Here is a 20,524-nt window from a genome sequence, read left to right as displayed (position 1 = left end):
CCCATCCCGGCATTCATCAGGGAATACGATACACGGCAATATTCGCGATTTCCGTCTTACTAATCGTTATATATTTCAGTTATTTAGCTTAAAGGACCAGTCCCATGTCCCTCACCGAAGCCCGCAAGCAGTACAAGCCGTTCGAATACCCCTGGGCGTTCGATTTCTGGAAGCGTCAGCAGCAGATCCACTGGATGCCGGAGGAAGTGCCGCTGGGCGAGGATTGCCGCGATTGGGCGCAGAAGCTCAGCGATCACGAACGCAATTTGCTCACCCAGATCTTCCGCTTCTTCACCCAGGCGGACGTCGAGGTGCAGGATTGCTATCACGAGAAATACGGCCGTATCTTCAAGCCGACCGAGATCAAGATGATGCTCGCCGCGTTCAGCAACATGGAAACGGTGCACATCGCCGCCTACAGCCATCTGCTCGACACGATCGGCATGCCCGAGAGCGAATATGGCGCCTTCCTCGAATATAGCGAGATGAAGGACAAGCACGATTACCTGCAGACCTTCGGCGTCGACAGCGACGAGGATATCGCCAAGACGCTCGCCATGTTCGGCGGCTTCACCGAAGGGCTGCAGCTGTTCGCCAGCTTCGCGATGCTGATGAACTTCCCGCGCTTCAACAAGATGAAGGGCATGGGCCAGATCGTCACCTGGTCGATCCGCGACGAGAGCCTGCACTGCGAAGGCATCATCAAGCTGTTCCACGCTTTCTGCAAGGAACGCGATTGCTTCACCAAATCGGTGAAGTCGGACATTCGCGAGATGTGCCAGCACACCGTGCATCTCGAGGACAATTTCATCGATCTCGCGTTCGAAATGGGCCCGGTCAACGGCATGACGCCCAAGGAGATCAAGAAGTACATCCGCTACATCGCGGACTGGCGCCTGAACCAGCTCGGCCTGAAGCCGATCTACATGGTCGACGAACACCCGCTGCCCTGGCTCGCCCCGATGCTCAACGGCGTCGAACACGCCAACTTCTTCGAACAGCGCGCCACCGAATATTCGAAGGCCGCGACGAAGGGCAATTGGAACGAAGTGTGGGACGGCTTCGACAAGCGCCAGAAGGCGAAGGCAGGTCCGGCGGCGAACGAGGATCCGTCAAGCGGCGAGGGGGATATGTTCTCGCGAGCTGGGGTGGCGGCGGAGTGAGAATAGGAACAGATCCACGATCTGTTGCCAATTTCATATTGGATGTTGCGGGCGATTTAAATCTTCCCGCCTCCAATTTGGTTCTGAACAAAGTTGCTTACTTTCTGCACGGCGCATTTTTAGCTAAATTCGATCGACCATTGATTGATGCACGGATAGAAGCTTGGGAATATGGGCCGGTTATCCGAGAAATATATCATGAATTTAAGCAATTCAAAGATACTCCCATTACGTCAAGAGCTCGAAGAATAAGCAGGGAGACCGGCGATAAAGAGGTTTGTAGCTATGAATTTGATGAAAGAGAGGTGCACTTTTTACGTGAAGTTGCGTCATCTTATCTCAAATTAAGGCCAGGAACTCTTGTTGACCTTTCTCATGTTCACGATGGTCCTTGGTACGAAATTTGGTTTCACGATGGCCGGGTTAATCCCGGCATGGAGATTTCAGACGATCTAATTCAAAAGCATTTTCGCGAAAAAGAGAGGCACTAATGTCGGGATTTAACGCAGTTGAGAAAAAAGTATCACGCCCGCCCGGTGCTCAAAATTGCGCTAGGTTGAATGTGATCGGTGATGAGCTGGCTACCACAAAGCTCATTGCTAATTTTGCTGTATCTATCCCACCGTTCAATTATTTGCCTGCAATGAAGCAATGCCAGACCCATGTTCAATTGGGACTCGAATTGGATACGGCGGTGAATGCGGTTCTTTGTTCAGGGGCTCCTGCCGGGCGTGGGCAAAATGCCTCATTCGTAGAGGCATTTTTTCGCTACGATGAATGTCGAGGATATTCGCTGGCCCGTTGTGTTGAAAGTTACAACGGTGAATTTCGATTGTCGCGTGATATTCGTGTTCCAACCAAACCGACATTCACCATTCTAGAGAATGGCAACCTTATCCCAGTCTCACTTTGTGGATGGAAATCCATCTCGTTAGACAGAAGTCAAATTCGTTTTTGGATGACGATGCTTGAAGAGGGCCTTTATTCACATACCGATTATCGGCGTTCGCCTGCCGAGGTGGTTTTCTTTTTAGAGCAACAGACAGAGACCGGACCAGTTCGAATTCCGTACATCATCAAGAGAGGCGATTACTCGCTATTTTCTCCCAACGAGATGCGAGAGCAGGCCGAATTATATGTTCGGGCGCAAAGCGCTGCTCTCCCAATTGCAAGGGCGCTGTGGGAAGATCGAGAACGTAAACGGAAGGAGAGAGATCGCACTATCATTCGGAGTGAAGATAAGCCCGATTTTCGCGAGCCAGGTCTGTTTGATTAAGTTGGTGCAAATTAAAGCAGACCGCAACGCGACGGTGCGCCTTACTTTCGCCGACGGCGCGACGGCCCTCTGGTCGGCATCCGATCTGATCGCGCGCGATACGGTGATGACGCGCCCGCTCGCCGATCCGGCCTACTTCGCCCGCGCGTTCATCGAGGGTGGCGCGCTGGCCTGGCCCAATGGGTTCGAACTGTCCGCCGATGCGCTGCACCGTCGCCTCGACACCAGTGGCGAGTTGATCAGGACGGCGGCCTAGAAGCGAGCCGTTTCCAGCACAGTCTAGAAACGGGCCGCAGGTGCCGGGCGACAGCGTGATGCCTCACCGCTCACCGTCATCCCGGACTTGATCCGGGATCCCGCTTCTTATGCTGTCGTCGGACGAAGAAAGGAGCGGGGCCCCGGGTCAAGCCCGGGGCGACGAGGGTGGTACGGTTCGCACCGCATCAAACACCGGAATTTCCGAATACGCTCGAACCTAACGCAGCGGGCCAAATCCGAAGCCCGCACCCCACGACGCCTCATCCGAAACGCACGCCCTTTCGACAAGCGCAACACCTCCGCGTCCTCTGCGCCTCCGCGCGAACCAATCTTCTTCGCGCCTTCATCCCTTCGCGCCTTCGCAAGAAATCTCTCGCACGAAGCCACGAAGGCACGAATTCAAGAGAAGGCCAGCCCGAACCAATCGGTTGAAACGCACGATCCGAATACGCGCCTCGACCAGCTCAACATGAATGGATCGAACAAGGGCGTCCGATCCCCGCTCTCCAAAAACCAATGTCCTACACAAACCAAATAGGATAAATGGTCCGGCCACAGCGCCCCGGACACGCCAGATCATGATCCACGCCGACACATCACAACCAACGCCAGCCACGACAGGCCAATCCCGCACCGGATACGATATCGCACGCTCGCGATCGCGCCACCGCCCCGCCACCCCCGATACCGTGTGAACTTCGGTGAACTTCGGCCGCGCGCACCCCCCGATACCGTGTGAACTTCGGTGAACTTCGGCCGCGCACACCCCCGATACCGTGTGAACTTCCGTGACCTTCGCCCCGCGAACATCCCCGATAGTGTGACCCTGGTGTGACCCTAAGACCGCCCCGCCGCCCACCACCGCCACCGATCCGCCGCGCATTACCCTCGGCTTATCGCCGCCGTCCGACCGGCCGGAGCCGCGTTTACCTTTTGTTAACGTATCGGGCATAGCGCCGTTAAGGAATTGGCAACTATTGCCGCACTCGGAAATTTTTAGGGGAAATCCATGCGTTGTCGCGACGTCCTGGCGCTGTCGTCCGCACTCGTCCTGCTCGCCGGTTGCGCCACCACCGGCGGCTCGCGTCCCGTCGTCACCAGTGAGATTGTGCCGGACAAGAGCTGGCAGGGCGTGATCCTGCCGCCCGATGCCGCCCGCCTCTCCGCCATGCCCGCCGCCTGGACGCCGGCGCTCGCCGCCGCCCGCCCGCGCTTTGCCGCCGCGCTCGCCAAGGAAGGGGCGCTGCTCGATCCGGCGGTCGCGCTCGATCATGTCGCACTGCCGCCGGGGTCGTACACCTGCCGCGTCGTGAAGCTCGGCGGCCCGCGCCGCATGCCCGCCTATCGCACCTATCCGCCGTTCTTCTGCTATGTCCGGGGCGAGGGCGCGGCGCTGTCGTTCAGCAAGCAGACCGGCGACGAACGCCCGGTCGGCTGGCTCTACCCGGACGGCGACACGCGCTACGTCTTCCTCGGCGCCTATGCCCGTGGTCGTGTCACGCCGCCCTCCTACGGCGCGGCCGGCGCGCGCAATGCGCTCGGCACGGTGGAGCGCGTCGCGCCGTTCCGCTGGCGTCTCACGCTCGCAGCAATAGACGATAGCGCCTTGCTCACGGTCTATGAGGTCACCCCCGTGCCGCTGGAGCAGCAGGCGAAATAGCGGGCTTGCGGGCATGGCGTAGAATGATACAACATCTCTCAGGCGGAGCTGCCGCCTTCATCCGGGAGAGACTGCCATGACCGCACGTCCGCTTGCCCTGCGCCGCCGCACCTTCGAAGATATGGGGGTCGTGTCGGAGATGAACATCACGCCGCTGATCGACGTGCTGCTCGTGTTGCTGGTGATGATGATCCTGACGATCCCGATCATGAACCACAAGATTCCGGTCGATCTGCCGCAGCAGGTGCCGGGCGATCCACTGAAGACGATCGTCCACCGCATCGATCTCTCTCAGGCCGGCACCCTGGCCTATGACGGTGTGCCGATCCCCGACGCTGCGCTGCCCGCGCGCCTCGCCGGGTTCATGAAGGAGGACAATGCCCAGCTCCAGATCGCGGCCGACGCCCATGCCCGCTACGAACGCTTCGATCAGACGCTGGCGACGATCCGCCGCGCCGGCGTGACCCGGCTCGGCTTCGTCGGCAACGATCGTTTCGCGAAGTTCGGCGATCTGCGCTGACCGGCGGGCGGGAGAAATGTACGGAACAGTGCGTGCTTGCGCGGCGTTAAGGCGACCCTGATTCGTATCGAGGTTTCCCCATGCGCCACGCGCTTATTCTTCTGATCGGGTTGGCCGGTTGTTCCCAGCAACCGACCAACACCAACGGCGTCGATATCAACTTTGCCGCCGAGCAAGCCCAGCACAGCATCGACAATTACGCCGCCGCCAGTCCGACGCCCCGGCCCAGCACATTGCCCAGCCCGGCGGCCAGTCTCGCACCGCTGGATCCGCCCGCACCCGGCACCCCCGGCGGCCTGCCCGATGATCGCACGCCCATCTCGGAGGCGCCGTTCACACCGGACAGCGCACAGGGCGCGGCGAACGTCGTTCAGATCTATTACGCGCTGCTCGGCGAGAAGAAGTATCGCGAGGCTTGGGCCTTGTGGGGCCATGGGGGTCAGGATTCCGGCATGTCCGCCGATGCCTTCGCTGCCAGCTTCGACAAGTATAGCGAATACCACGCCAATGTCGGCGCGCCGGGCAAGGTGGATGCCGGCATGAGCCAGCGCTGGGTGACCGTGCCGGTGCAGGTCTATGGCCGGCTGAAGGCGGGCGAGACTCCGGTCTACATGCTCGGCAGCGTCACCCTCCACCGCATCGTGCCGGGCGTCAGCGACGACAAGGCCGACGAGGCATGGCATTTGAAAACCGCCGACATCAAACCCCGCCCTAAGAGCTGAACGGGCGGCAGGTCCGGATCAGGCCGAGCGGCGGATCGAGGTCGGGAGTGCGGCGGTCGCCGGGTTGAGGCGCTCCATGTTGAAGTTCTGCGCGAACTCGATGCCGGCCTTGCCGTCCGCCGCCCAGCGCAGCTTGGCCGGAAACATCTGATCCTCCAGCAGTTCGATAAGCACGTCGATGCCTGCCGCGTCGCCCTCGATATCGATCCCGTCTATCAACGCGCCGGTTGCCGACATGTTGCGGATGCGCACCTCGCCCTCGACGCCGTCGGAGGAGATGCGGGCGCTGCGCAGCATCGTGGTGCGCGGCGAGCGGCTGGCGCGATAGCCGGTCGCGGTGGCCATGCCGCCCTTGGCCTCCAGCTGTTCCACCACCGCGGCGGCGCGCGCCGCCTTGCCGTAGACATAGCCCTGGATATGCGTGCAGCCGAGGTCGCGGATCAACTGGATCTCGTCCTGCACCTCGACCCCCTCGGCCGTGGTTTCCATGCCGAGCGTATCGGCAAGCGTGACGATCGCCTTGATGATCGCGGCGTTGCGGTTGCCGGCGATCGCCGCGCCCTTCACGAAGCTCTGGTCGATCTTGATCTTGTCGAACGGCGCCTTCTTCAGATAGCCGAGCGAGGAATAGCCGGTGCCGAAATCGTCGAGCGCTAGCCGGACGCCGAGGCCCTTCAGGCTCTTGAACATCTTCTCCGAAGATGCGCTTTCGTTGAGGAACACGCCCTCGGTGATCTCCAGTTCCAGCCGATCGGGGCTGATGCCGGATCGGGCCAGCGCGCTGGTGACGATGGCGGGCAGCGCCGGATTGGCGAACTGGATCGGCGAGACGTTCACCGCGACCCGGATATCATAGGGCCAGCTCGCCGCCTCGTCGCAGGCAGTGCGCAACACCCATTCGCCGATCGCCTCGATCAGCCCGCAATCCTCCGCCACCGGAATGAAGTCCGCCGGCGAGACCGCGCCACGCGACGGGTGGTCCCAGCGCAGCAGCGCCTCATAGCCGACGATGCGTTCCGTCCTGGCGCTGACCACCGGCTGATAAGCGACGTGGAACTCGTCCTGCGCCAACGCCTTGCGCAGATCGTCCTCAAGCAGCTTGCGGTTCTGCGCGCCGAGCAGCAATTCGCTGCGGAAGAAGCGGTGGATCCCGCGTCCGTCGGCCTTGGCGGCGTACAATGCGAGATCGGCATTGCGCACCAGCGTTTCCGAATCCGCGCCGTCCTCGGGGGCAATGGCGATGCCGATCGAGCAGCCGATGGTGATCGACGATCCGTCGATGAAATAGGGTTGGGACAGCGAGGCGATGATCATGCGGGCAAGCTCGGCCAGCCGATCGCGATTGGCTTCGCGTGGCAGCACGACCTTGAACTCGTCGCCGCCCAATCGCCCGACCAGCCCGGCATCGCCGACGCTGCGTTGCAGCCGCTGGCCGACCTGCTTGAGCAACGCGTCGCCGGTCTGGTGGCCGAGCGTATCGTTGACCGCCTTGAACCGAACGAGATCGAGCAGGAACAGGGATGTTGCGCGAACGCCGGATTGCGGCGCGGCGAGCGTCTGATCGAGCGAGAGGCGCATGCGCTGGCGGTTGGCGAGCCCGGTCAGCCCGTCGAACAAGGCGAGGCGCGTGATCTCGGCTTCGGACTGGCGCTTCTGCGTCAGATCGCTGCCGCTGCCGACGAAGCCCTGGAACCGGCTCATCCCGTCCATGATCGGACGGCCCGAAATCGACCACCAGCGTTCCGCGACCTCCGCCACCGGGCGGACGGAATAATCCGAGAAGGACGTACGCGAGGATAGATGGAAGCCCAGGGTGCGTTCGGTATCGGGGGAGGCGCTGTCGACCTTGAACACGGCGGTCAGCATCTGTCCGATGGCGGGCGCACCGCTCGCCGCGACCTCGGCGGCGACCTTGGAGGACAGATAGACGAGCCGGCCCTGTCGATCGGTCTGCCAGAACCATCCGTTGCCGTGATCTTCGAACTCATGCACCAGCCGGCGCGCCAGCGATCCGTGGGTCTCATTGGCCACCCGCGCTTCGGCCTGGACGTGATCGAGCCGCGCGAGACCGGCGATGGCGACCGCGAGGCAGGCGAGGAAGATCAGGGCGATGCCGCTGACCGGGCTGAGGCCGCTGAGCAGGACGATGCTCGCCACTAGCGATACGGCGAACGCGAGCAGCGCGGCGCGGACGGATTGCAGGGCGATCACGGAGACGATGATCGCGCTGAAAATAGCGACGAAGTTCGCCAGTTGCAGTACGATGCTGCCGATACCGCCAGTGATCCACAACATCGAGAACAGGCCGGCGCCGAGCCCCGCGCTGCAGAGCGCGGTCGCGCGTACCTGGTGATGGGGCGGCAGGTCGCGCAACGCTTTGAGCTTGACCAGGCCTAGGGCGACGGCGCCGAACACCAACACCAGAGCGGAATGCAGGGCGAAGCGTTCGATCAGATCGGGACTGCCGATCCGGTACGCCGTCCACACCAGCAGCGCGCTGGCCAGCACCTGCGCCATCAGGGCGGCGGGCCAGGCGACGGCGAGCTGTTCGAACTGGCGGTGCTGCGTTTCGGGTTCGCGCTCCTCGTCCGCGCCCAGCACCAGATTATGCCACAGGCCGCTTGCGGCGGGCATGATTGACGATAGGGAAAGGACCGGGGTGCGCATCTGCGACCCTCGGTAACGGCGCAGGTTTTGGATTTGCTTTCCGGGTTTGGTTAAGCCGAAGTTACTGGCAAAATACTTGGCCGCCGCGCACGGCGCGCATAAGGAAGCGCCAAGTTTGCGCCCGAGGACCATCCATGACGACCATCATCCGCGAAGCCGATCTGATCGAGAGCGTTGCCGACGCCCTGCAATTCATCAGCTATTTCCACCCGATGGATTACATCCACGCGTTGGGCGAAGCCTATGAGGCGGAGCAATCGCCCGCGGCCAAGGATGCGATCGCGCAGATCCTGACCAACAGCCGGATGTGCGCCGAGGGGCATCGCCCGATCTGCCAGGATACCGGCATCGTCAACGTGTTCGTCAAATGGGGCATGGACTGCCGCTTCGACGAGACCGGCCGGTCGTTGCAGGAGATCGTCGATCAGGGCGTGCGGCAGGCGTATCTGAACCCGGAAAACAAGCTGCGCGCCTCGGTGCTGGCCGATCCCGCGTTCACCCGGCGCAACACGAAGGACAACACGCCGTGCGTGCTGCACGTCGAGATGGTGCCGGGCAACACGGTATCGGTCGATGTCGCGGCGAAGGGCGGCGGCAGCGAGAACAAGTCGAAGTTCAAGATGATGAACCCGAGCGATTCGATCGTCGATTGGGTGCTGGAGATGTTGCCGCAGATGGGCGCGGGCTGGTGCCCGCCGGGGATGCTTGGGATCGGTATCGGCGGCACGGCGGAACATTGCGTGCTGCTCGCCAAGCAGGCGCTGATGGAGCCGATCGACATGGGGCCGCTGAAGGCGCGCGGGCCGAAGACCGATATCGAGAAACTGCGCATCGAGATTTTCGACAAGGTCAACGCACTCGGCATCGGCGCTCAGGGCCTTGGTGGCCTCTCCACCATCCTCGACGTCAAGATCATGGATGCGTCGTGCCATGCGGCGGGCAAGCCGGTCGCGATGATCCCCAATTGCGCCGCCACGCGCCACGCGCATTTCACGCTCGACGGATCCGGCCCGGCGTTCCTTGAAGCGCCGAAGCTGGACGAATGGCCCAAGGTCGATTGGAAGCCCGATACCGCCGCGATCCGCGTCGACCTCGATACGCTGACGCCGGAGATCGTTGCGACGTGGAAACAGGGCGACCGGCTGCTGCTCAACGGCAAGATGCTGACCGGGCGTGATGCCGCGCATCAGCGGATCAAGGACATGCTGGACGCCGGCGATCCGCTGCCGGTCGAATTCGCCGGACGGGTGATCTATTATGTCGGCCCGGTCGATCCGGTCGGTGACGAGGTGGTCGGCCCGGCCGGCCCGACCACCGCGACGCGGATGGACAAATTCACGCGCATGATGCTGGGCCAGGGCCTGCTGGCGATGGTCGGCAAGGCCGAACGCGGCGCGGACGCGACCAAGGCGATCGCCGAGGGTAAATCGGCCTATCTGATGGCGGTCGGCGGTGCGGCCTATCTGGTCGCGCGGGCGATCAAGGGATCGAAGGTCGTCGGCTTCGCGGATCTCGGCATGGAGGCGATCTACGAATTCGAGGTGCAGGATTTCCCGGTGACGGTGGCAGTGGATAGCGAGGGCAATAACGTGCACCAGCTCGCGCCGCTGGTGTGGAAGGAAAAGATCGCGCGGGAGGGGTTGCTGGTGGGCGTGTAGCAAACTCGTCGTCCCGGCGGAGGCCGGGACCGCTGCGTTCGAGGCACGCCGATCTCACCAAACTCAGCGGTCCCGGCCTTCGCCGGGACGACGTGTTCAGGATTGACGTGTTGGGGCACAAATGAAGCGCGGCGGCTACACGTACATCATGACGAACAAGCCATTCGGCGTTCTCTATATCGGCGTCACCGCAGACCTGCAACGCATCCAGGCGCATCGTGATAAGCGCGGCTCGAAATTCGCCGCGAAATGGGACTGTACCCGGCTCGTGCTGATCGAGATCCACGATACCATCGAAGATGCGATCGTGCGGGAGAAGCGGTTGAAAGAATGGAACCGGGCATGGAAATGCCGGCTGATCGCCGAGGCCAATCCGAACTGGGACGATCTTTGGGATACGCTGCATGAATGACGCTGCGGGGCCACCGGTGCGTGCCTCTGCCAGCGGTCCCGGCCTCCGCCGGGACGACGCCACCTCCCGTCGTCCCGGCGCAGGCCGGGACCGCTGGATAAATTGGTCCGCCGTTAACCCCAACCAAAGACCTGACTTCCGCCAAAGCGGCAAGGCATGATCGCCGCGCCGATCTGGATTCCCGCCACTCTGTTCGCTGGCGCGCTTCAGGCGTGGCGGACGGCGGTGCAGCGGCGCGTGGGCAAGGATCTGTCGGTGAATGCGGCGGGGCTGGTGCGGTATCTGTACGGGCTGCCGTTCGCTTTCACCTTTGCCGCGCTGTATCAGTGGGGGATCGCGCCGGCGCCGTTTCCGACGCTCGGATCGCACTTCCTGCTGTTCTGCGCGGCGGGCGGGATCGCCCAGATCATCGCCACCAACCTGTTGCTGATGGCGTTCGAGGAGCGCAATTTCGTCGTCGGCACCGCGTATTCGAAGACCGAGGCGGTGCAGAGCGCATTGCTGTCGGTGCTGCTGCTCGGGGATCGCCTCTCCCTGCTCGTGTGGCTCGGTATCGGCAGCGGTGTGGCGGGGGTGATGATCCTGTCGACCGGCGGCAAGAGGATGGGGCCGCGCGAACTGTTTTGGGCGCTGGGGCAGAAGGCGGCGATCTACGGCATGGCGTCGGGCTTCTTTTTCGCGCTGACCACGATCGGCATCCGGCGCGCGACGATGGAAATCGGCACCGGCGACCATATCCGCGCCGGGGTGCTGACGCTGGCTGCGACGGTGGCGCTGCAGACGATCCTGCAAGGCGGCTATCTGTGGTGGCGCGAGCGGGATCAGGTGCCGCTGGTGTTCGCCAATTGGCGGATCGCAGGGCAAGTGGGGATGATGTCCTCGCTCGGCTCGGCGTGCTGGTTCACCGCCTTCGCCTCCGCCCCGGTCGCTTTGGTCCGCATCGTCGGGCAGATCGAGATCGCCTTCACCATGGCGTTCGCGCACTTCTATCTCGGCGAGCGAATGGCCAGGAGTGAGGGCGTAGGTCTGGTGCTGGTCGGGACCGGGGTAGTGCTGGCATTGGCTGGCGCGCTGTAGCTTGCCGCCGTGGCGCGGCTGTGGGACGGGACGATGATGTCTGCAAGATCGACCCCCCCGGCGCGTGATGCGCATCGTCCTGACCTCTATGCTGTTCGTCGTGATCGCCTTTTGCCTGGCGGCGGTGATCGTGCCGCAATTCCTCGACCGGGTTTATTATCAGGGGCCACGCAGCAGCCATTTCGATGGCGCGCATTTCTTCAATGCGGATGGCAGCGACGACGATCTGCGGCTGCCGGGCAACAATCGGCTGGCGTTCCTATGGCGGCAGATGACCGGGAGCGACGGGCGCCCGGCCTGGCCCGCCAAGGTGTTCGTGCATCCGGCCGCGCCGGCCGAGCTGCTGCCGCCGGGTGCGGCGGCGGGGCGGATGCGGGCCACATGGATCGGGCATTCCAGCGTGCTGGTGCAGGTGCCGGGCCTCAACATCCTGACCGATCCGGTGTGGAGCACCAAGACCGGGCCGTTCGGGATCGGCGTGAAGCGTGTCGCCGAACCGGGCATCCGGATGGCCGACCTGCCCAAGATCCACGTCGTGGTGCTAAGCCACAACCATTACGACCATTTCGATCTGCCGACGCTGCAGGCCTTGTGGGCGCGCGACCGGCCGTTGATCGTCACCAGCCTGGGTAACGACACGTTGCTCAGGTCCGTGGGTATCGAGGCGGTGGCGCGGGATTGGGGCGGGGTGGTGCCGGTGCCGGGGCACGCCGCGACGGTGCATGTGACGCGCAACCATCATTGGGGGACGCGGTATCTGGCGGATCGCAATCGCGCGCTCTGGTCGAGCTTCGTGATCGAACTGCCGGGCGGCAATCTGTTCTTCGGCGGCGATACCGGGGCAGGCGATCTTGCCTGGGCCGACGAGGCGGCGCGGTTGGGGCGGATCCGGCTGGCGCTGATCCCGATCGGGGCGTTTCGGTTCGTGCCCGGGCAGATGGCATCGGCGGCGCATATCGGGCCGGTCGATGCGGTGGAGGTGTTCCGCCGGCTCGGCGCGCAGACCGCGATCCCGATCCATTGGGGCACCTTTCGCCAGACGTACGAAGCGTATCTGACGCCGCCCAAATTGCTGGCCAAGGCGATGGCGTGCAGCGGGCAGGCGGGCGATCCGATCCGCCGGTTCGCGCCCACGCAGATCGGCCGGCCGGTGGAGATCCCGGCGCTTGTCGATGCCGCCTCGCCGCCGGTGGTGACGCGCGCGGCGGTGGTCAAATGCCTCGATACGCCTGCGGTGCGGGCGCTGCGTTAGAGTCTGATGAAATAAGGTTTGACGACTCCCTCTCTCCGTTCGTCCTGAGCTTGTCGAAGGACGTGTTCCAATCGCAGCCGGAGATTGTGGAGCACGTGCTTGGACAAGCTCAGCACGAACGGATCTATTTGAAGGTATCGCCTTCTACAGCACCGCCGCCACCAACTGGCGAAACGCGTCGGTGCGGTGGCTGATCGCGGCCTTGGCCGCCGGGTCCATCTCCGCGAAAGTCTGCTCGTGGCCGTCCGCCACGAACACCGGATCGTAGCCGAAGCCCATTGCCCCGCGCGGCGGCCAGGTGAGCATACCGTCGATCCGCCCTTCGAACCATTCGACGTGCCCGTCCGGCCAGGCGAGCGCGAGCGTGCTGACGAAGTGTGCGCGGCGGCTGACGTCCGGGCCGAGTGCGGCGAGTTTATCCTCGACCTTGCCCATGGCCATCGTCCAGTCGCGCTTGCCATCGGCCGTCTCGGCCCAATTGGCGGTGTAGACGCCGGGATCGCCGTTCAGCGCATCGACGCACAGGCCGCTATCGTCGGCAAGCGCCGGCAGGCCGGAAAGATCGGCGGCCTGCATCGCCTTCAGTTCGGCGTTCGCGACGAAGGTGGTGCCGGTTTCCTCGGGCTCGGGCAGATCGAGTTCCGCCGCCGAGATCGGTTCGATCCCGTACGGCCCGAGCAGTTCGCGGATTTCGCGAAGCTTGCCGGCATTGTGCGTGGCGATGACCAGCTTACCGGGCTTCAGCTTGCGGATCGCCTGAGGAACATCGCCTTCCGTACTCATTTCGCCACTGCCTTCGCTTGTGCCGCGAAGATATCCGCGCAGCCGATACGGGCCAAACGCAGCAGACGCAAAAGGGCTTCCTCGTCATAGGTCGCGCCCTCGGCGGTGGCCTGCGCCTCGGCTATGTTGCCGTTTTCGAGCAGGACGAAGTTCGCATCGGCATCCGCATTCGAATCCTCGATATAATCGAGATCGAGGACCGGCGTGCCCTGATGGATGCCGCAGCTGATCGCCGCGACCTTCTGCGTCAGCGGATCGGCGGTCAGCTTGCCGCTTTCGAGCAGTCCGTCGATCGCGAGGCGCAGCGCGACCCATGCGCCGGAGATCGAGGCGGTGCGCGTGCCGCCATCGGCCTGGATCACGTCGCAATCGAGCACGATCTGGCGTTCGCCGAGCAGCTTCATGTCGGTGACGGCGCGCAGCGACCGGCCGATCAGGCGCTGGATTTCCTGCGTGCGGCCGGATTGCTTGCCCTTGGCGGCTTCGCGATTGTTGCGCGTATTGGTGGCGCGCGGCAGCATGCCATATTCCGCCGTGACCCAACCCTCGCCCTTGCCGCGCATGAACGGCGGCACCTTTTCTTCGACCGAGGCGGTGACCAGCACCTTCGTATCGCCGAAGCCGATCAGGACGGAACCCTCGGCGTGTTTGGTGAAGCGCGGTTCGATGGTGATGACGCGCATCTGATCGGGGGCGCGGCCGGATGGGCGCATGGGGAAATCTCCTCAGGAATGGTTGGCGGTGCCGTAGTGGGTGGCGCAGATCATGTCACCCCCGGTGAACGGCCGGCGAAGTTCACACAAAGTCACACGGTATCGGCCTCGTGCAACTTGGGTATGTGCCCCGCTGCCCGGTGGATGATGCCGAACGCTTTCAAGGATTTCCCAACATTGCAAGGCAGCGTCATCGTCGATCGGCCGGCGGTATCGCCCCGAAACAAGGGGCGTTGAGCAGAACGGTGAAGTCCCCCATATCAGGTGCATGATGGCTCCACCGATCAGCGACCTGAACGACCGCGCGCGCGACGTTTTCCGCGTGGTGGTGGAAAGCTATCTCAATACCGGATCGCCGACGGGATCGCGGACGATCGCGCAATTGTCCGGCCTGAATCTGTCGCCGGCATCGATCCGCAACGTCATGCAGGATTTGGAGGAACTGGGCCTGATCGCCAGCCCGCATACCAGCGCGGGTCGGCTGCCGACCGAATCCGGCCTCAGGCTGTTCGTCGATGGCATGATGCAGGCGCTGGAGCCGAGCGCGGAGGAACGATCGGCGATCGAATCGCGCGTCAGTCAACCGGGGCCGGTCGAGGCGGCGCTGGCGGCGACAACTTTGGCACTATCCGGTCTTTCCGCATGCGCCGGGCTGGTGATGGTGCCGAAGCGCGAGCTGGTGCTGCGGCAGATGAGCTTCGTGCCGCTGTCGCACGACAAGGCCCTGGCCGTGCTGGTCAGCGAAGAGGGCGCGGTGGAGAATCGCGTGATCGACCTGCCCGGCGGAGTCGATCCGTCCGCTTTGGTGCAGGCGGGCAATTACATGACCGCGATGCTCTCCGGCCTGACATTGGACGAGGCACGGGGACGGCTGGAGCGTGAGATCCTCGACGAACGCGCGATGCTGGACGATGCGGCGCGGACGCTGATCGAACGCGGCCTGGCGGTGTGGAGCGAGGATGGCGATCGCCGCCCGGTGCTGATCGTGCGCGGGCAGGGGCGACTGATCGACGCGGCGGACGCGGTGCAGTTGCAGCGCATCACCGAATTGCTCGACGATCTGGAGGGCAAGCAGGAGATTGCCGGGCTGCTCGACAGTGCGAGCGCGGGGGATTCGACACGCATCTTCATCGGTGCGGAGAACAAATTGTTCTCGCTTTCGGGATCGTCGGTGATCGCCAAACCGTTCCGCGGACTGGACGGTCGCGTGATCGGTGTGGTCGGCGTGATCGGGCCGACGCGGTTGAACTATGCCCGCGTCGTGCCCATGGTGGATTTTACGGCAGCCACGCTTGCGCGGCTCATGGGTTGAATGGGATTACAGAGAACGACATGAACGACGACGATATCAAGAACATCGCAGACGCAATCGACCTGCGCGAGGAAACCGCCGAGGCCGCACCGGAGGTGGCCGGACAGGACCGGGTCAAGGAGCTCGAGGCGCAACTGGCCGAATCCAAGGCGGCGTTGCTCTATGCCCATGCCGAGGCGCAGAACATCCGCCGCCGCGCCGAGAAGGAAGCGCAGGACGCCCGCGCCTATGCAGCAACCGCGTTCGCGCGCGACCTGTTGTCGGTGGCCGACAATCTAGCGCGCGGGCTGGATGCGATCTCGGCGGAACTGCGTGTGGACGAGAAGATGAAGGGTCTGGTCGCCGGGCTGGAGGCGACCGGGCGCGAACTGGACTCGGTGTTCTCGCGCCACGGCATCACCAAGATGACCGTGATGGGCGAAACGCTGGACCCCAACCGCCACCAGGCGATGTTCGAACTGCCGAGCGACGAGAAGCCCGGCACTGTCGTGCAGGAAATGCAGGCGGGGTATATGATCAAGGACCGCCTGTTGCGGCCGGCGCTGGTGGGTGTGGCGAAGGCGGGTTGATGCTCGGCGGGAAAGTCTTCTTTTGAAAGCACTTCGGCCCGACTTCGAGAAAGCATTACGCTTTTTCGGTCGGGCCAGCCGTCAATTGATCGAGCAGGGATTCAGCGCGCCGGTTCTCGTCGGCGGTGCGGCAGTCGAATTATATTCCAACAATCTCATCGCGACCGGCGATTTCGATATTGCGACAGCCCGCCAGCAGGAATTCGAAAGAGCATTGATACAACTCGGCTTCGTGCGACCGAGCGGTTCGGGCAAGGCGACACGGGGATGGATGCATCCCGATTTCCAACTTGGCTTCGAGGTGGTTTCCTCGACGCTTCTCGACGGGTTGGCCGATCGAGAGCGTGTGATCCAACTCGATCTCGGGGATGATGGTACGGCATCGATCCTGTCGATCGAAGATATGATCGCCGATCGCATGGGGCAGTACGCGTCCGGCTCCGCGCCGGAGATGTTGGCGCAGGCGCAGGTGCTTGCTGCGCTTCACAGGGATATGGACACCGCCTATCTGGAAAGGCGCATTAGGGAAGAGACCGCCGGTGACTTTGGCATTCAACACCTCGAAACCGATTCCGCTGGATGAGTTCGTCGCGGAAATAGAACGGCGGCGCGTTGCTGCTGGAAGCCCGGACATGCCGCGCAATTCGGGCAACCGCCGGACCGAGAGCAAGCGTGCGTTGTTGAAGGCGATCGAAGAAGCGGGCGGCACATGGTGAACGCGAACATCACCGTCGATCGTCCGACGTTCGTTACGCATCTCGAATGTTCACTGACCGGCGAGCGTTATGAGGCGGACCAGTTGCATGGGCTGTCCAAGGCCGGGCGGCCGCTGCTTGTTCGCTACGATCTGCCCGCGATCAAGGCGTTCCTCCCCAAGGCGATGCTAGAGGCCCGCGAGACGGATTTGTGGCGGTGGCGGGAATTGTTGCCGGTGCGGCGGACCAGCGACATCGTCAGCCTGGGCGAGATCGAGACGCCGCTGATCCCGCTGACGCGTTCCGGCGGCCCGAACGTGCTGGTCAAGGACGAGGGGCGCTTGCCGACCGGCAGCTTCAAGGCGCGGGGCCTGGTGATGGCGGTGGCGATGGCCAAGGCGTTGGGGGTCACGAAGATCGCGATGCCGACCAACGGCAATGCCGGCGCGGCGCTGGCGGCCTATGCGACGCGTTGCGGGATCGAGACGATCGTGTTCTGCCCGGACGATACGCCCGAGATCAACGTGCGCGAGATCGCGGTGCAGGGCGCGCGGGTGTACCGTGTGAACGGGCTGATCGACGATTGCGGCGCGATAGTTGCCAAAGGTGCCGCACAAGGGCTGTGGTTCGACTTTTCGACCCTGAAGGAACCATACCGGATCGAGGGCAAGAAGACGATGGGGTTGGAACTGGCCGCCCAGTTCAAATGGTTGTTACCAAAAGCTATTTTCTATCCGACCGGCGGCGGGACCGGCCTGATCGGAATGTGGAAGGCATTCGACGAACTGGAGAAGCTCGGCTGGATCGGGCCGGCGCGACCGCGCATGTATGCGGTGCAGGCGAGCGGGTGCGCGCCGATCGTGCGGGCGTTCGACGAAGGCGTCGAACATGCCGAACGCTGGGAGGATGCGGCGACGGTGGCGGCGGGGATCCGCGTGCCCAAGGCGGTGGGCGATTTCCTGATCCTGCGCGCGGTGCGCGAAAGCGGCGGCAAGGCGATGGCCGTGGGCGATCCCGCGATCCTGCAGGCGGTGGACGATGCGGCGAAGAAAGATGGGTTGCTGCTCTGCCCCGAAGGCGGCGCGACGCTGGCGGCCTATCGCGAGGCGTTGCGGTTGGGCTGGGTGGACGAGGATGAGAGCGCGGTGCTGTTCAACTGCGCGACGGGGCTGAAATACCCGATGCCGGCGGCGGACGCGAAGGTCGACCGGCATGCGCAGATCGACCTGGCGGCGCTATAGCGCCGTCAGGTCGATCGTCATTTCACGGGCGCCAAGGTTGTCCTTGGTCGATCCGCAAAGCGATCGCTTGCCATTGCTCTCGTGTGTAACAGAAGGTTCTCTTGCTGGCTTTCTCTCGCAGACAGGCGCGATCTTCCTGTTCCGATGATCCGGATCGAGGACTGCCCAGTCCAAACTTGCTGGAATATTCGCCACGCGAAATCATTGCAGACCGCGCAGCGCCGCCCCGATCAGGGAAAGTCTGGGCCGTTGCTGCCTGTGCGGCAAGGACACCCAGCATAGCGATAGCTAGAATCTTCATGGTCATAGCTCCTCGTTCACGGCTTCATTTGGCAATATGATCATGTTCAGGAGTTATGTAAGGGGCCAAAGGTAATTTATCGTCCATTTTGAACAAAAGGCAGTATCGTCTCGTATTGCGCCAGATGCGGGGCACCGGGGACGTTGCAGCCGCAGCGTAGCAGGAAGGTGTGGCGGACGATTTCGGCCTGTTGCTCCAGCCCGTAACGATGGAGCGGCTGGCCCGGCTTGATCGCGTAATCGTAGCGGCAGAAGGGGTGGCGTTTCAGCGGCAGGACGATGCCTTTCTGATGCTGCCAGATGTGCGTCATCTCGTGCAGGAACAGGCCCTGATCGACCGGGTGGGCAGCGGCGAAATCGTCGCGGTAGAGCGAGCCGTCCGGGTGGAAATGGATGTTGCCAGTGGGCGCCATCACGGTTTCGCGCGGCTGGAAGAACGCCCATTTCCGGCGGACGATGCGTACGGGGGCATAATCGATCGCGCCGCCGAAGATCGAGCGGGCGAGATCGGTTTCGCCGGGGCTTAGGGGGCGAGCATCGGTCATGGGGTGGCCGAGGCGTGCGTCACCGCCCCTTGAACAGGCCACCCAGTATGCCGCGCACCAGCCCGCCGACGACGCCGGACGCTGCGCCGCGCGAGGATCCGAACACCGCCTTCGACACTTCATTGGCGACGCTGCGGCCCACCGCGGACGACGCGCTGCGGGTGGCGGAGGTGATCGCGCGATTCCACGGGCTGTTGGCGGCCTCGCGTTCGGCGGCTTTCTGTTGCTGCTCGGTCAGTTTCGCCTGACGATCGGCTTCGCGCTGCGCTGCGATGCGCTGGCGTTCGGCTTCCTTGGCGGCAACCGCGTCGGCCTTGGCCTGCAGCGCGGCGGCCTTGTCGGCTTCGGTCTTGGCCTTGGCTTCGGCGGCGGCGGCGGCGGCCTCGTTTCCCTTGGCCGTCAGGATTTCCTCGGCGGATTCGCGGTTCACCAGCGTGTCGTATTTGGTGCCGATCGGATCGGTCTGGATCAGCACGCCACGTTCGACCGGTGTGACTGGGCCTACGCGCGACCGGGGGGGCTTGATCAGCGTGCGTTCGACGGGTGAGGGCGACCCGTCGGGCAGGAGCAACGATACCAACGCCTCGCCGACCTTCAGTTCGGTGATCGCGGTGGCGACATCGACATCCGGATTAGCGCGGAAGGTGGTCGCGGCGGATTTGACCGCCGCCTGATCGCGCGGGGTGAAGGCACGCAGGGCATGCTGCACGCGATTGCCGAGCTGGCCTGCGACGGTGTCGGGGATATCGATCGGGTTCTGCGTGATGAAATAGATGCCGACGCCCTTGGAGCGGATCAGGCGGACGACCTGTTCGATCTTGTCGAGCAAGGCCTTGGGAGCCTCATCGAACAGCAGATGCGCTTCGTCGAAGAAGAAGCAGAGTTTCGGCTTATCGGGATCGCCGACCTCGGGGAGGTGTTCGAACAATTCGCTCATCAGCCACAGCAGGAAGGTGGAATAGAGCTTCGGGCTGGCCATCAACTTGTCGGCGGCGAGGATGTTGACGATGCCACGGCCTTTGTCATCGACGCCGATGAAATCGTCCATGTCGAGCGCGGGTTCGCCGAAGAAATGATCGCCGCCCTGGCTGCGCAATTGCAGCAGCGAGCGCTGGATCGTGCCGAGGCTGGCTTTCGATACGTTGCCGTAGGTGGTGGTGAGTTCATCGGCGCGCTCGCCGCAATGGACCAGCATCGACTGAAGATCGTCAAGGTCGAGGATCAGCAGTCCGTCCTTGTCGGCGACGTGGAAGGCGATGTTGAGCACGCCTTCCTGCACTTCGTTCAGGTCGAGCAGGCGCGAGAGGAGCAGTGGCCCCATCTCGCTGACGGTGGTGCGGATCGGGTGGCCCTGTTCGCCGTAGAGATCCCAGAATTGCACCGGATTGTCGCTGTACGACCAGTCGGTCTCGCCGATTTCGGCGGCGCGGGCGGCGAAGATCGGGTGGGTCTTGGCGGTCGGCGATCCGGCCATGGCGAGGCCGGAGAGATCGCCCTTAACGTCGGCGACGAAGCAGGGCACGCCGCGTTCGGAAAAGCCCTCAATGATGCCTTGCAACGTCACGGTCTTGCCGGTGCCGGTCGCGCCCGCGATCAGGCCGTGGCGGTTGGCGCGCTTCAGTTCGAGGTTCTGCGGGTTTACGCCGCCGGGGCCGCTGCCGATGAAGATAGGTCCGTCCGCCATGATCGCTCCCGGTATGG

Annotated in this window: 21 protein-coding genes; 16 read left to right on the top strand and 5 right to left on the bottom strand. The window is 63.4% G+C overall.

The features are described 5' to 3' along the window. The first annotated feature begins 104 nt into the window (after nt 1-104). The 7 genes from U1738_RS05040 to U1738_RS05010 all read left to right on the top strand — a co-directional run bounded on the left by U1738_RS05040 (nt 105) and on the right by U1738_RS05010 (nt 5,599). Complete coding sequence (locus tag U1738_RS05040) at nt 105-1,163, top strand: ribonucleotide-diphosphate reductase subunit beta (protein WP_332787913.1); 1,059 nt, start codon at nt 105-107, stop codon at nt 1,161-1,163. After that, the gene (locus U1738_RS05035; RefSeq protein WP_332787912.1) at nt 1,160-1,654 is read left to right on the top strand and encodes a Panacea domain-containing protein; all 495 of its coding nucleotides are present in this window, start codon (nt 1,160-1,162) and stop codon (nt 1,652-1,654) included. The genes U1738_RS05040 and U1738_RS05035 overlap by 4 nt, the downstream gene beginning before the upstream one ends. Continuing rightward, nucleotides 1,654-2,439, top strand: a complete 786-nt coding sequence (locus U1738_RS05030) for a hypothetical protein (protein ID WP_332787911.1) — start codon at nt 1,654-1,656, stop codon at nt 2,437-2,439. Before U1738_RS05035 ends, U1738_RS05030 begins: the two co-directional genes overlap by 1 nt. Before the next feature lie 4 nt (nt 2,440-2,443). Then, nucleotides 2,444-2,695 (top strand): DUF2442 domain-containing protein, encoded by a 252-nt coding sequence (locus tag U1738_RS05025; protein ID WP_332787910.1) that lies wholly within the window; start codon nt 2,444-2,446, stop codon nt 2,693-2,695. A gap of 1,011 nt (nt 2,696-3,706) precedes the next feature. Then, complete coding sequence (locus U1738_RS05020; RefSeq protein WP_332787909.1) at nt 3,707-4,357, top strand: DUF4893 domain-containing protein; 651 nt, start codon at nt 3,707-3,709, stop codon at nt 4,355-4,357. Between the two features lie 76 nt (nt 4,358-4,433). Then, nucleotides 4,434-4,877 (top strand): ExbD/TolR family protein, encoded by a 444-nt coding sequence (locus U1738_RS05015; protein ID WP_332787908.1) that lies wholly within the window; start codon nt 4,434-4,436, stop codon nt 4,875-4,877. 110 nt (nt 4,878-4,987) lie between these two features. After that, the gene (locus tag U1738_RS05010; RefSeq protein ID WP_332787907.1) at nt 4,988-5,599 is read left to right on the top strand and encodes a hypothetical protein; all 612 of its coding nucleotides are present in this window, start codon (nt 4,988-4,990) and stop codon (nt 5,597-5,599) included. An 18-nt stretch (nt 5,600-5,617) separates the two neighbouring features. Here U1738_RS05010 and U1738_RS05005 read toward each other — a convergent pair whose 3' ends face one another. After that, nucleotides 5,618-8,233, bottom strand: coding sequence for a putative bifunctional diguanylate cyclase/phosphodiesterase (locus U1738_RS05005; protein ID WP_332787906.1), 2,616 nt, complete (start codon nt 8,231-8,233; stop codon nt 5,618-5,620). Nucleotides 8,234-8,400: 167 nt separating this feature from the next. On the opposite strand from U1738_RS05005, the gene U1738_RS05000 reads away from it, so the two are divergent. The 4 genes from U1738_RS05000 to U1738_RS04985 all read left to right on the top strand — a co-directional run bounded on the left by U1738_RS05000 (nt 8,401) and on the right by U1738_RS04985 (nt 12,665). Beyond that, nucleotides 8,401-9,924: a fumarate hydratase gene (locus U1738_RS05000; protein WP_332787905.1), complete on the top strand. Its 1,524-nt coding sequence runs from the start codon at nt 8,401-8,403 to the stop codon at nt 9,922-9,924. Nucleotides 9,925-10,045: 121 nt separating this feature from the next. After that, entirely contained in the window at nt 10,046-10,336 is a 291-nt protein-coding gene (locus U1738_RS04995; RefSeq protein ID WP_332787904.1) for a GIY-YIG nuclease family protein, read from the top strand. Nucleotides 10,337-10,492: 156 nt separating this feature from the next. After that, entirely contained in the window at nt 10,493-11,413 is a 921-nt protein-coding gene (locus U1738_RS04990; protein ID WP_332787903.1) for an EamA family transporter, read from the top strand. A 67-nt stretch (nt 11,414-11,480) separates the two neighbouring features. Next, nucleotides 11,481-12,665 (top strand): MBL fold metallo-hydrolase, encoded by a 1,185-nt coding sequence (locus U1738_RS04985; RefSeq protein ID WP_332787902.1) that lies wholly within the window; start codon nt 11,481-11,483, stop codon nt 12,663-12,665. A 144-nt stretch (nt 12,666-12,809) separates the two neighbouring features. Here U1738_RS04985 and rdgB read toward each other — a convergent pair whose 3' ends face one another. Next, complete coding sequence (gene rdgB / locus U1738_RS04980) at nt 12,810-13,448, bottom strand: RdgB/HAM1 family non-canonical purine NTP pyrophosphatase (RefSeq protein ID WP_332787901.1); 639 nt, start codon at nt 13,446-13,448, stop codon at nt 12,810-12,812. Continuing rightward, nucleotides 13,445-14,161 (bottom strand): ribonuclease PH, encoded by a 717-nt coding sequence (gene rph, locus U1738_RS04975; RefSeq protein ID WP_332787900.1) that lies wholly within the window; start codon nt 14,159-14,161, stop codon nt 13,445-13,447. The genes rdgB and rph overlap by 4 nt, the downstream gene beginning before the upstream one ends. Nucleotides 14,162-14,429: 268 nt before the next feature. Between rph and hrcA the strand changes: the two genes are divergently transcribed. The 5 genes from hrcA to U1738_RS04950 are packed head-to-tail and all read left to right on the top strand — an operon-like array spanning nt 14,430 to nt 17,978. Beyond that, nucleotides 14,430-15,473, top strand: coding sequence for a heat-inducible transcriptional repressor HrcA (hrcA, locus tag U1738_RS04970; RefSeq protein ID WP_332787899.1), 1,044 nt, complete (start codon nt 14,430-14,432; stop codon nt 15,471-15,473). Between the two features lie 20 nt (nt 15,474-15,493). Beyond that, nucleotides 15,494-16,042: a nucleotide exchange factor GrpE gene (locus U1738_RS04965; protein ID WP_332787898.1), complete on the top strand. Its 549-nt coding sequence runs from the start codon at nt 15,494-15,496 to the stop codon at nt 16,040-16,042. A 22-nt stretch (nt 16,043-16,064) separates the two neighbouring features. Next, complete coding sequence (locus U1738_RS04960; protein ID WP_332787897.1) at nt 16,065-16,625, top strand: hypothetical protein; 561 nt, start codon at nt 16,065-16,067, stop codon at nt 16,623-16,625. Then, nucleotides 16,582-16,758, top strand: a complete 177-nt coding sequence (locus U1738_RS04955) for a hypothetical protein (RefSeq protein WP_332787896.1) — start codon at nt 16,582-16,584, stop codon at nt 16,756-16,758. Before U1738_RS04960 ends, U1738_RS04955 begins: the two co-directional genes overlap by 44 nt. After that, on the top strand, nt 16,752-17,978 hold the full coding sequence (locus tag U1738_RS04950) for a threonine synthase (RefSeq protein ID WP_332787895.1): 1,227 nt from the start codon (nt 16,752-16,754) through the stop codon (nt 17,976-17,978). The genes U1738_RS04955 and U1738_RS04950 overlap by 7 nt, the downstream gene beginning before the upstream one ends. Nucleotides 17,979-18,355: 377 nt before the next feature. On the opposite strand, the gene U1738_RS04945 is transcribed toward U1738_RS04950, so the two are convergent. Continuing rightward, entirely contained in the window at nt 18,356-18,823 is a 468-nt protein-coding gene (locus U1738_RS04945; protein WP_332787894.1) for a vgr related protein, read from the bottom strand. Between the two features lie 19 nt (nt 18,824-18,842). Continuing rightward, nucleotides 18,843-20,507, bottom strand: coding sequence for a helicase HerA-like domain-containing protein (locus U1738_RS04940; RefSeq protein ID WP_332787893.1), 1,665 nt, complete (start codon nt 20,505-20,507; stop codon nt 18,843-18,845). Between the last annotated feature and the right edge of the window lie 17 nt (nt 20,508-20,524).

The sequence above is a fragment of the Parasphingomonas caseinilytica genome (assembly GCF_036663755.1).
GTDB lineage: Bacteria > Pseudomonadota > Alphaproteobacteria > Sphingomonadales > Sphingomonadaceae > Sphingomonas.
This window is presented reverse-complemented; position numbering and strand designations above follow the sequence as displayed.

Excerpts from the sequence above, each read along its gene's own strand:
- U1738_RS04945 (WP_332787894.1), bottom strand. The coding sequence starts at position 18,823 with ATGACCGATGCTCGCCCCCTAAGCCCCGGCGAAACCGATCTCGCCCGC.
- U1738_RS04940 (WP_332787893.1), bottom strand. The coding sequence starts at position 20,507 with ATGGCGGACGGACCTATCTTCATCGGCAGCGGCCCCGGCGGCGTAAAC.
- U1738_RS04965 (WP_332787898.1), top strand. The coding sequence starts at position 15,494 with ATGAACGACGACGATATCAAGAACATCGCAGACGCAATCGACCTGCGC.
- U1738_RS04950 (WP_332787895.1), top strand. The coding sequence starts at position 16,752 with ATGGTGAACGCGAACATCACCGTCGATCGTCCGACGTTCGTTACGCAT.
- U1738_RS05005 (WP_332787906.1), bottom strand. The coding sequence starts at position 8,233 with ATGCCCGCCGCAAGCGGCCTGTGGCATAATCTGGTGCTGGGCGCGGAC.
- U1738_RS04995 (WP_332787904.1), top strand. The coding sequence starts at position 10,046 with ATGAAGCGCGGCGGCTACACGTACATCATGACGAACAAGCCATTCGGC.
- rph (WP_332787900.1), bottom strand. The coding sequence starts at position 14,161 with ATGCGCCCATCCGGCCGCGCCCCCGATCAGATGCGCGTCATCACCATC.
- U1738_RS05015 (WP_332787908.1), top strand. The coding sequence starts at position 4,434 with ATGACCGCACGTCCGCTTGCCCTGCGCCGCCGCACCTTCGAAGATATG.
- rdgB (WP_332787901.1), bottom strand. The coding sequence starts at position 13,448 with ATGAGTACGGAAGGCGATGTTCCTCAGGCGATCCGCAAGCTGAAGCCC.
- hrcA (WP_332787899.1), top strand. The coding sequence starts at position 14,430 with ATGATGGCTCCACCGATCAGCGACCTGAACGACCGCGCGCGCGACGTT.
- U1738_RS04990 (WP_332787903.1), top strand. The coding sequence starts at position 10,493 with ATGATCGCCGCGCCGATCTGGATTCCCGCCACTCTGTTCGCTGGCGCG.
- U1738_RS05030 (WP_332787911.1), top strand. The coding sequence starts at position 1,654 with ATGTCGGGATTTAACGCAGTTGAGAAAAAAGTATCACGCCCGCCCGGT.
- U1738_RS05020 (WP_332787909.1), top strand. The coding sequence starts at position 3,707 with ATGCGTTGTCGCGACGTCCTGGCGCTGTCGTCCGCACTCGTCCTGCTC.
- U1738_RS04985 (WP_332787902.1), top strand. The coding sequence starts at position 11,481 with ATGCGCATCGTCCTGACCTCTATGCTGTTCGTCGTGATCGCCTTTTGC.
- U1738_RS05000 (WP_332787905.1), top strand. The coding sequence starts at position 8,401 with ATGACGACCATCATCCGCGAAGCCGATCTGATCGAGAGCGTTGCCGAC.
- U1738_RS05040 (WP_332787913.1), top strand. The coding sequence starts at position 105 with ATGTCCCTCACCGAAGCCCGCAAGCAGTACAAGCCGTTCGAATACCCC.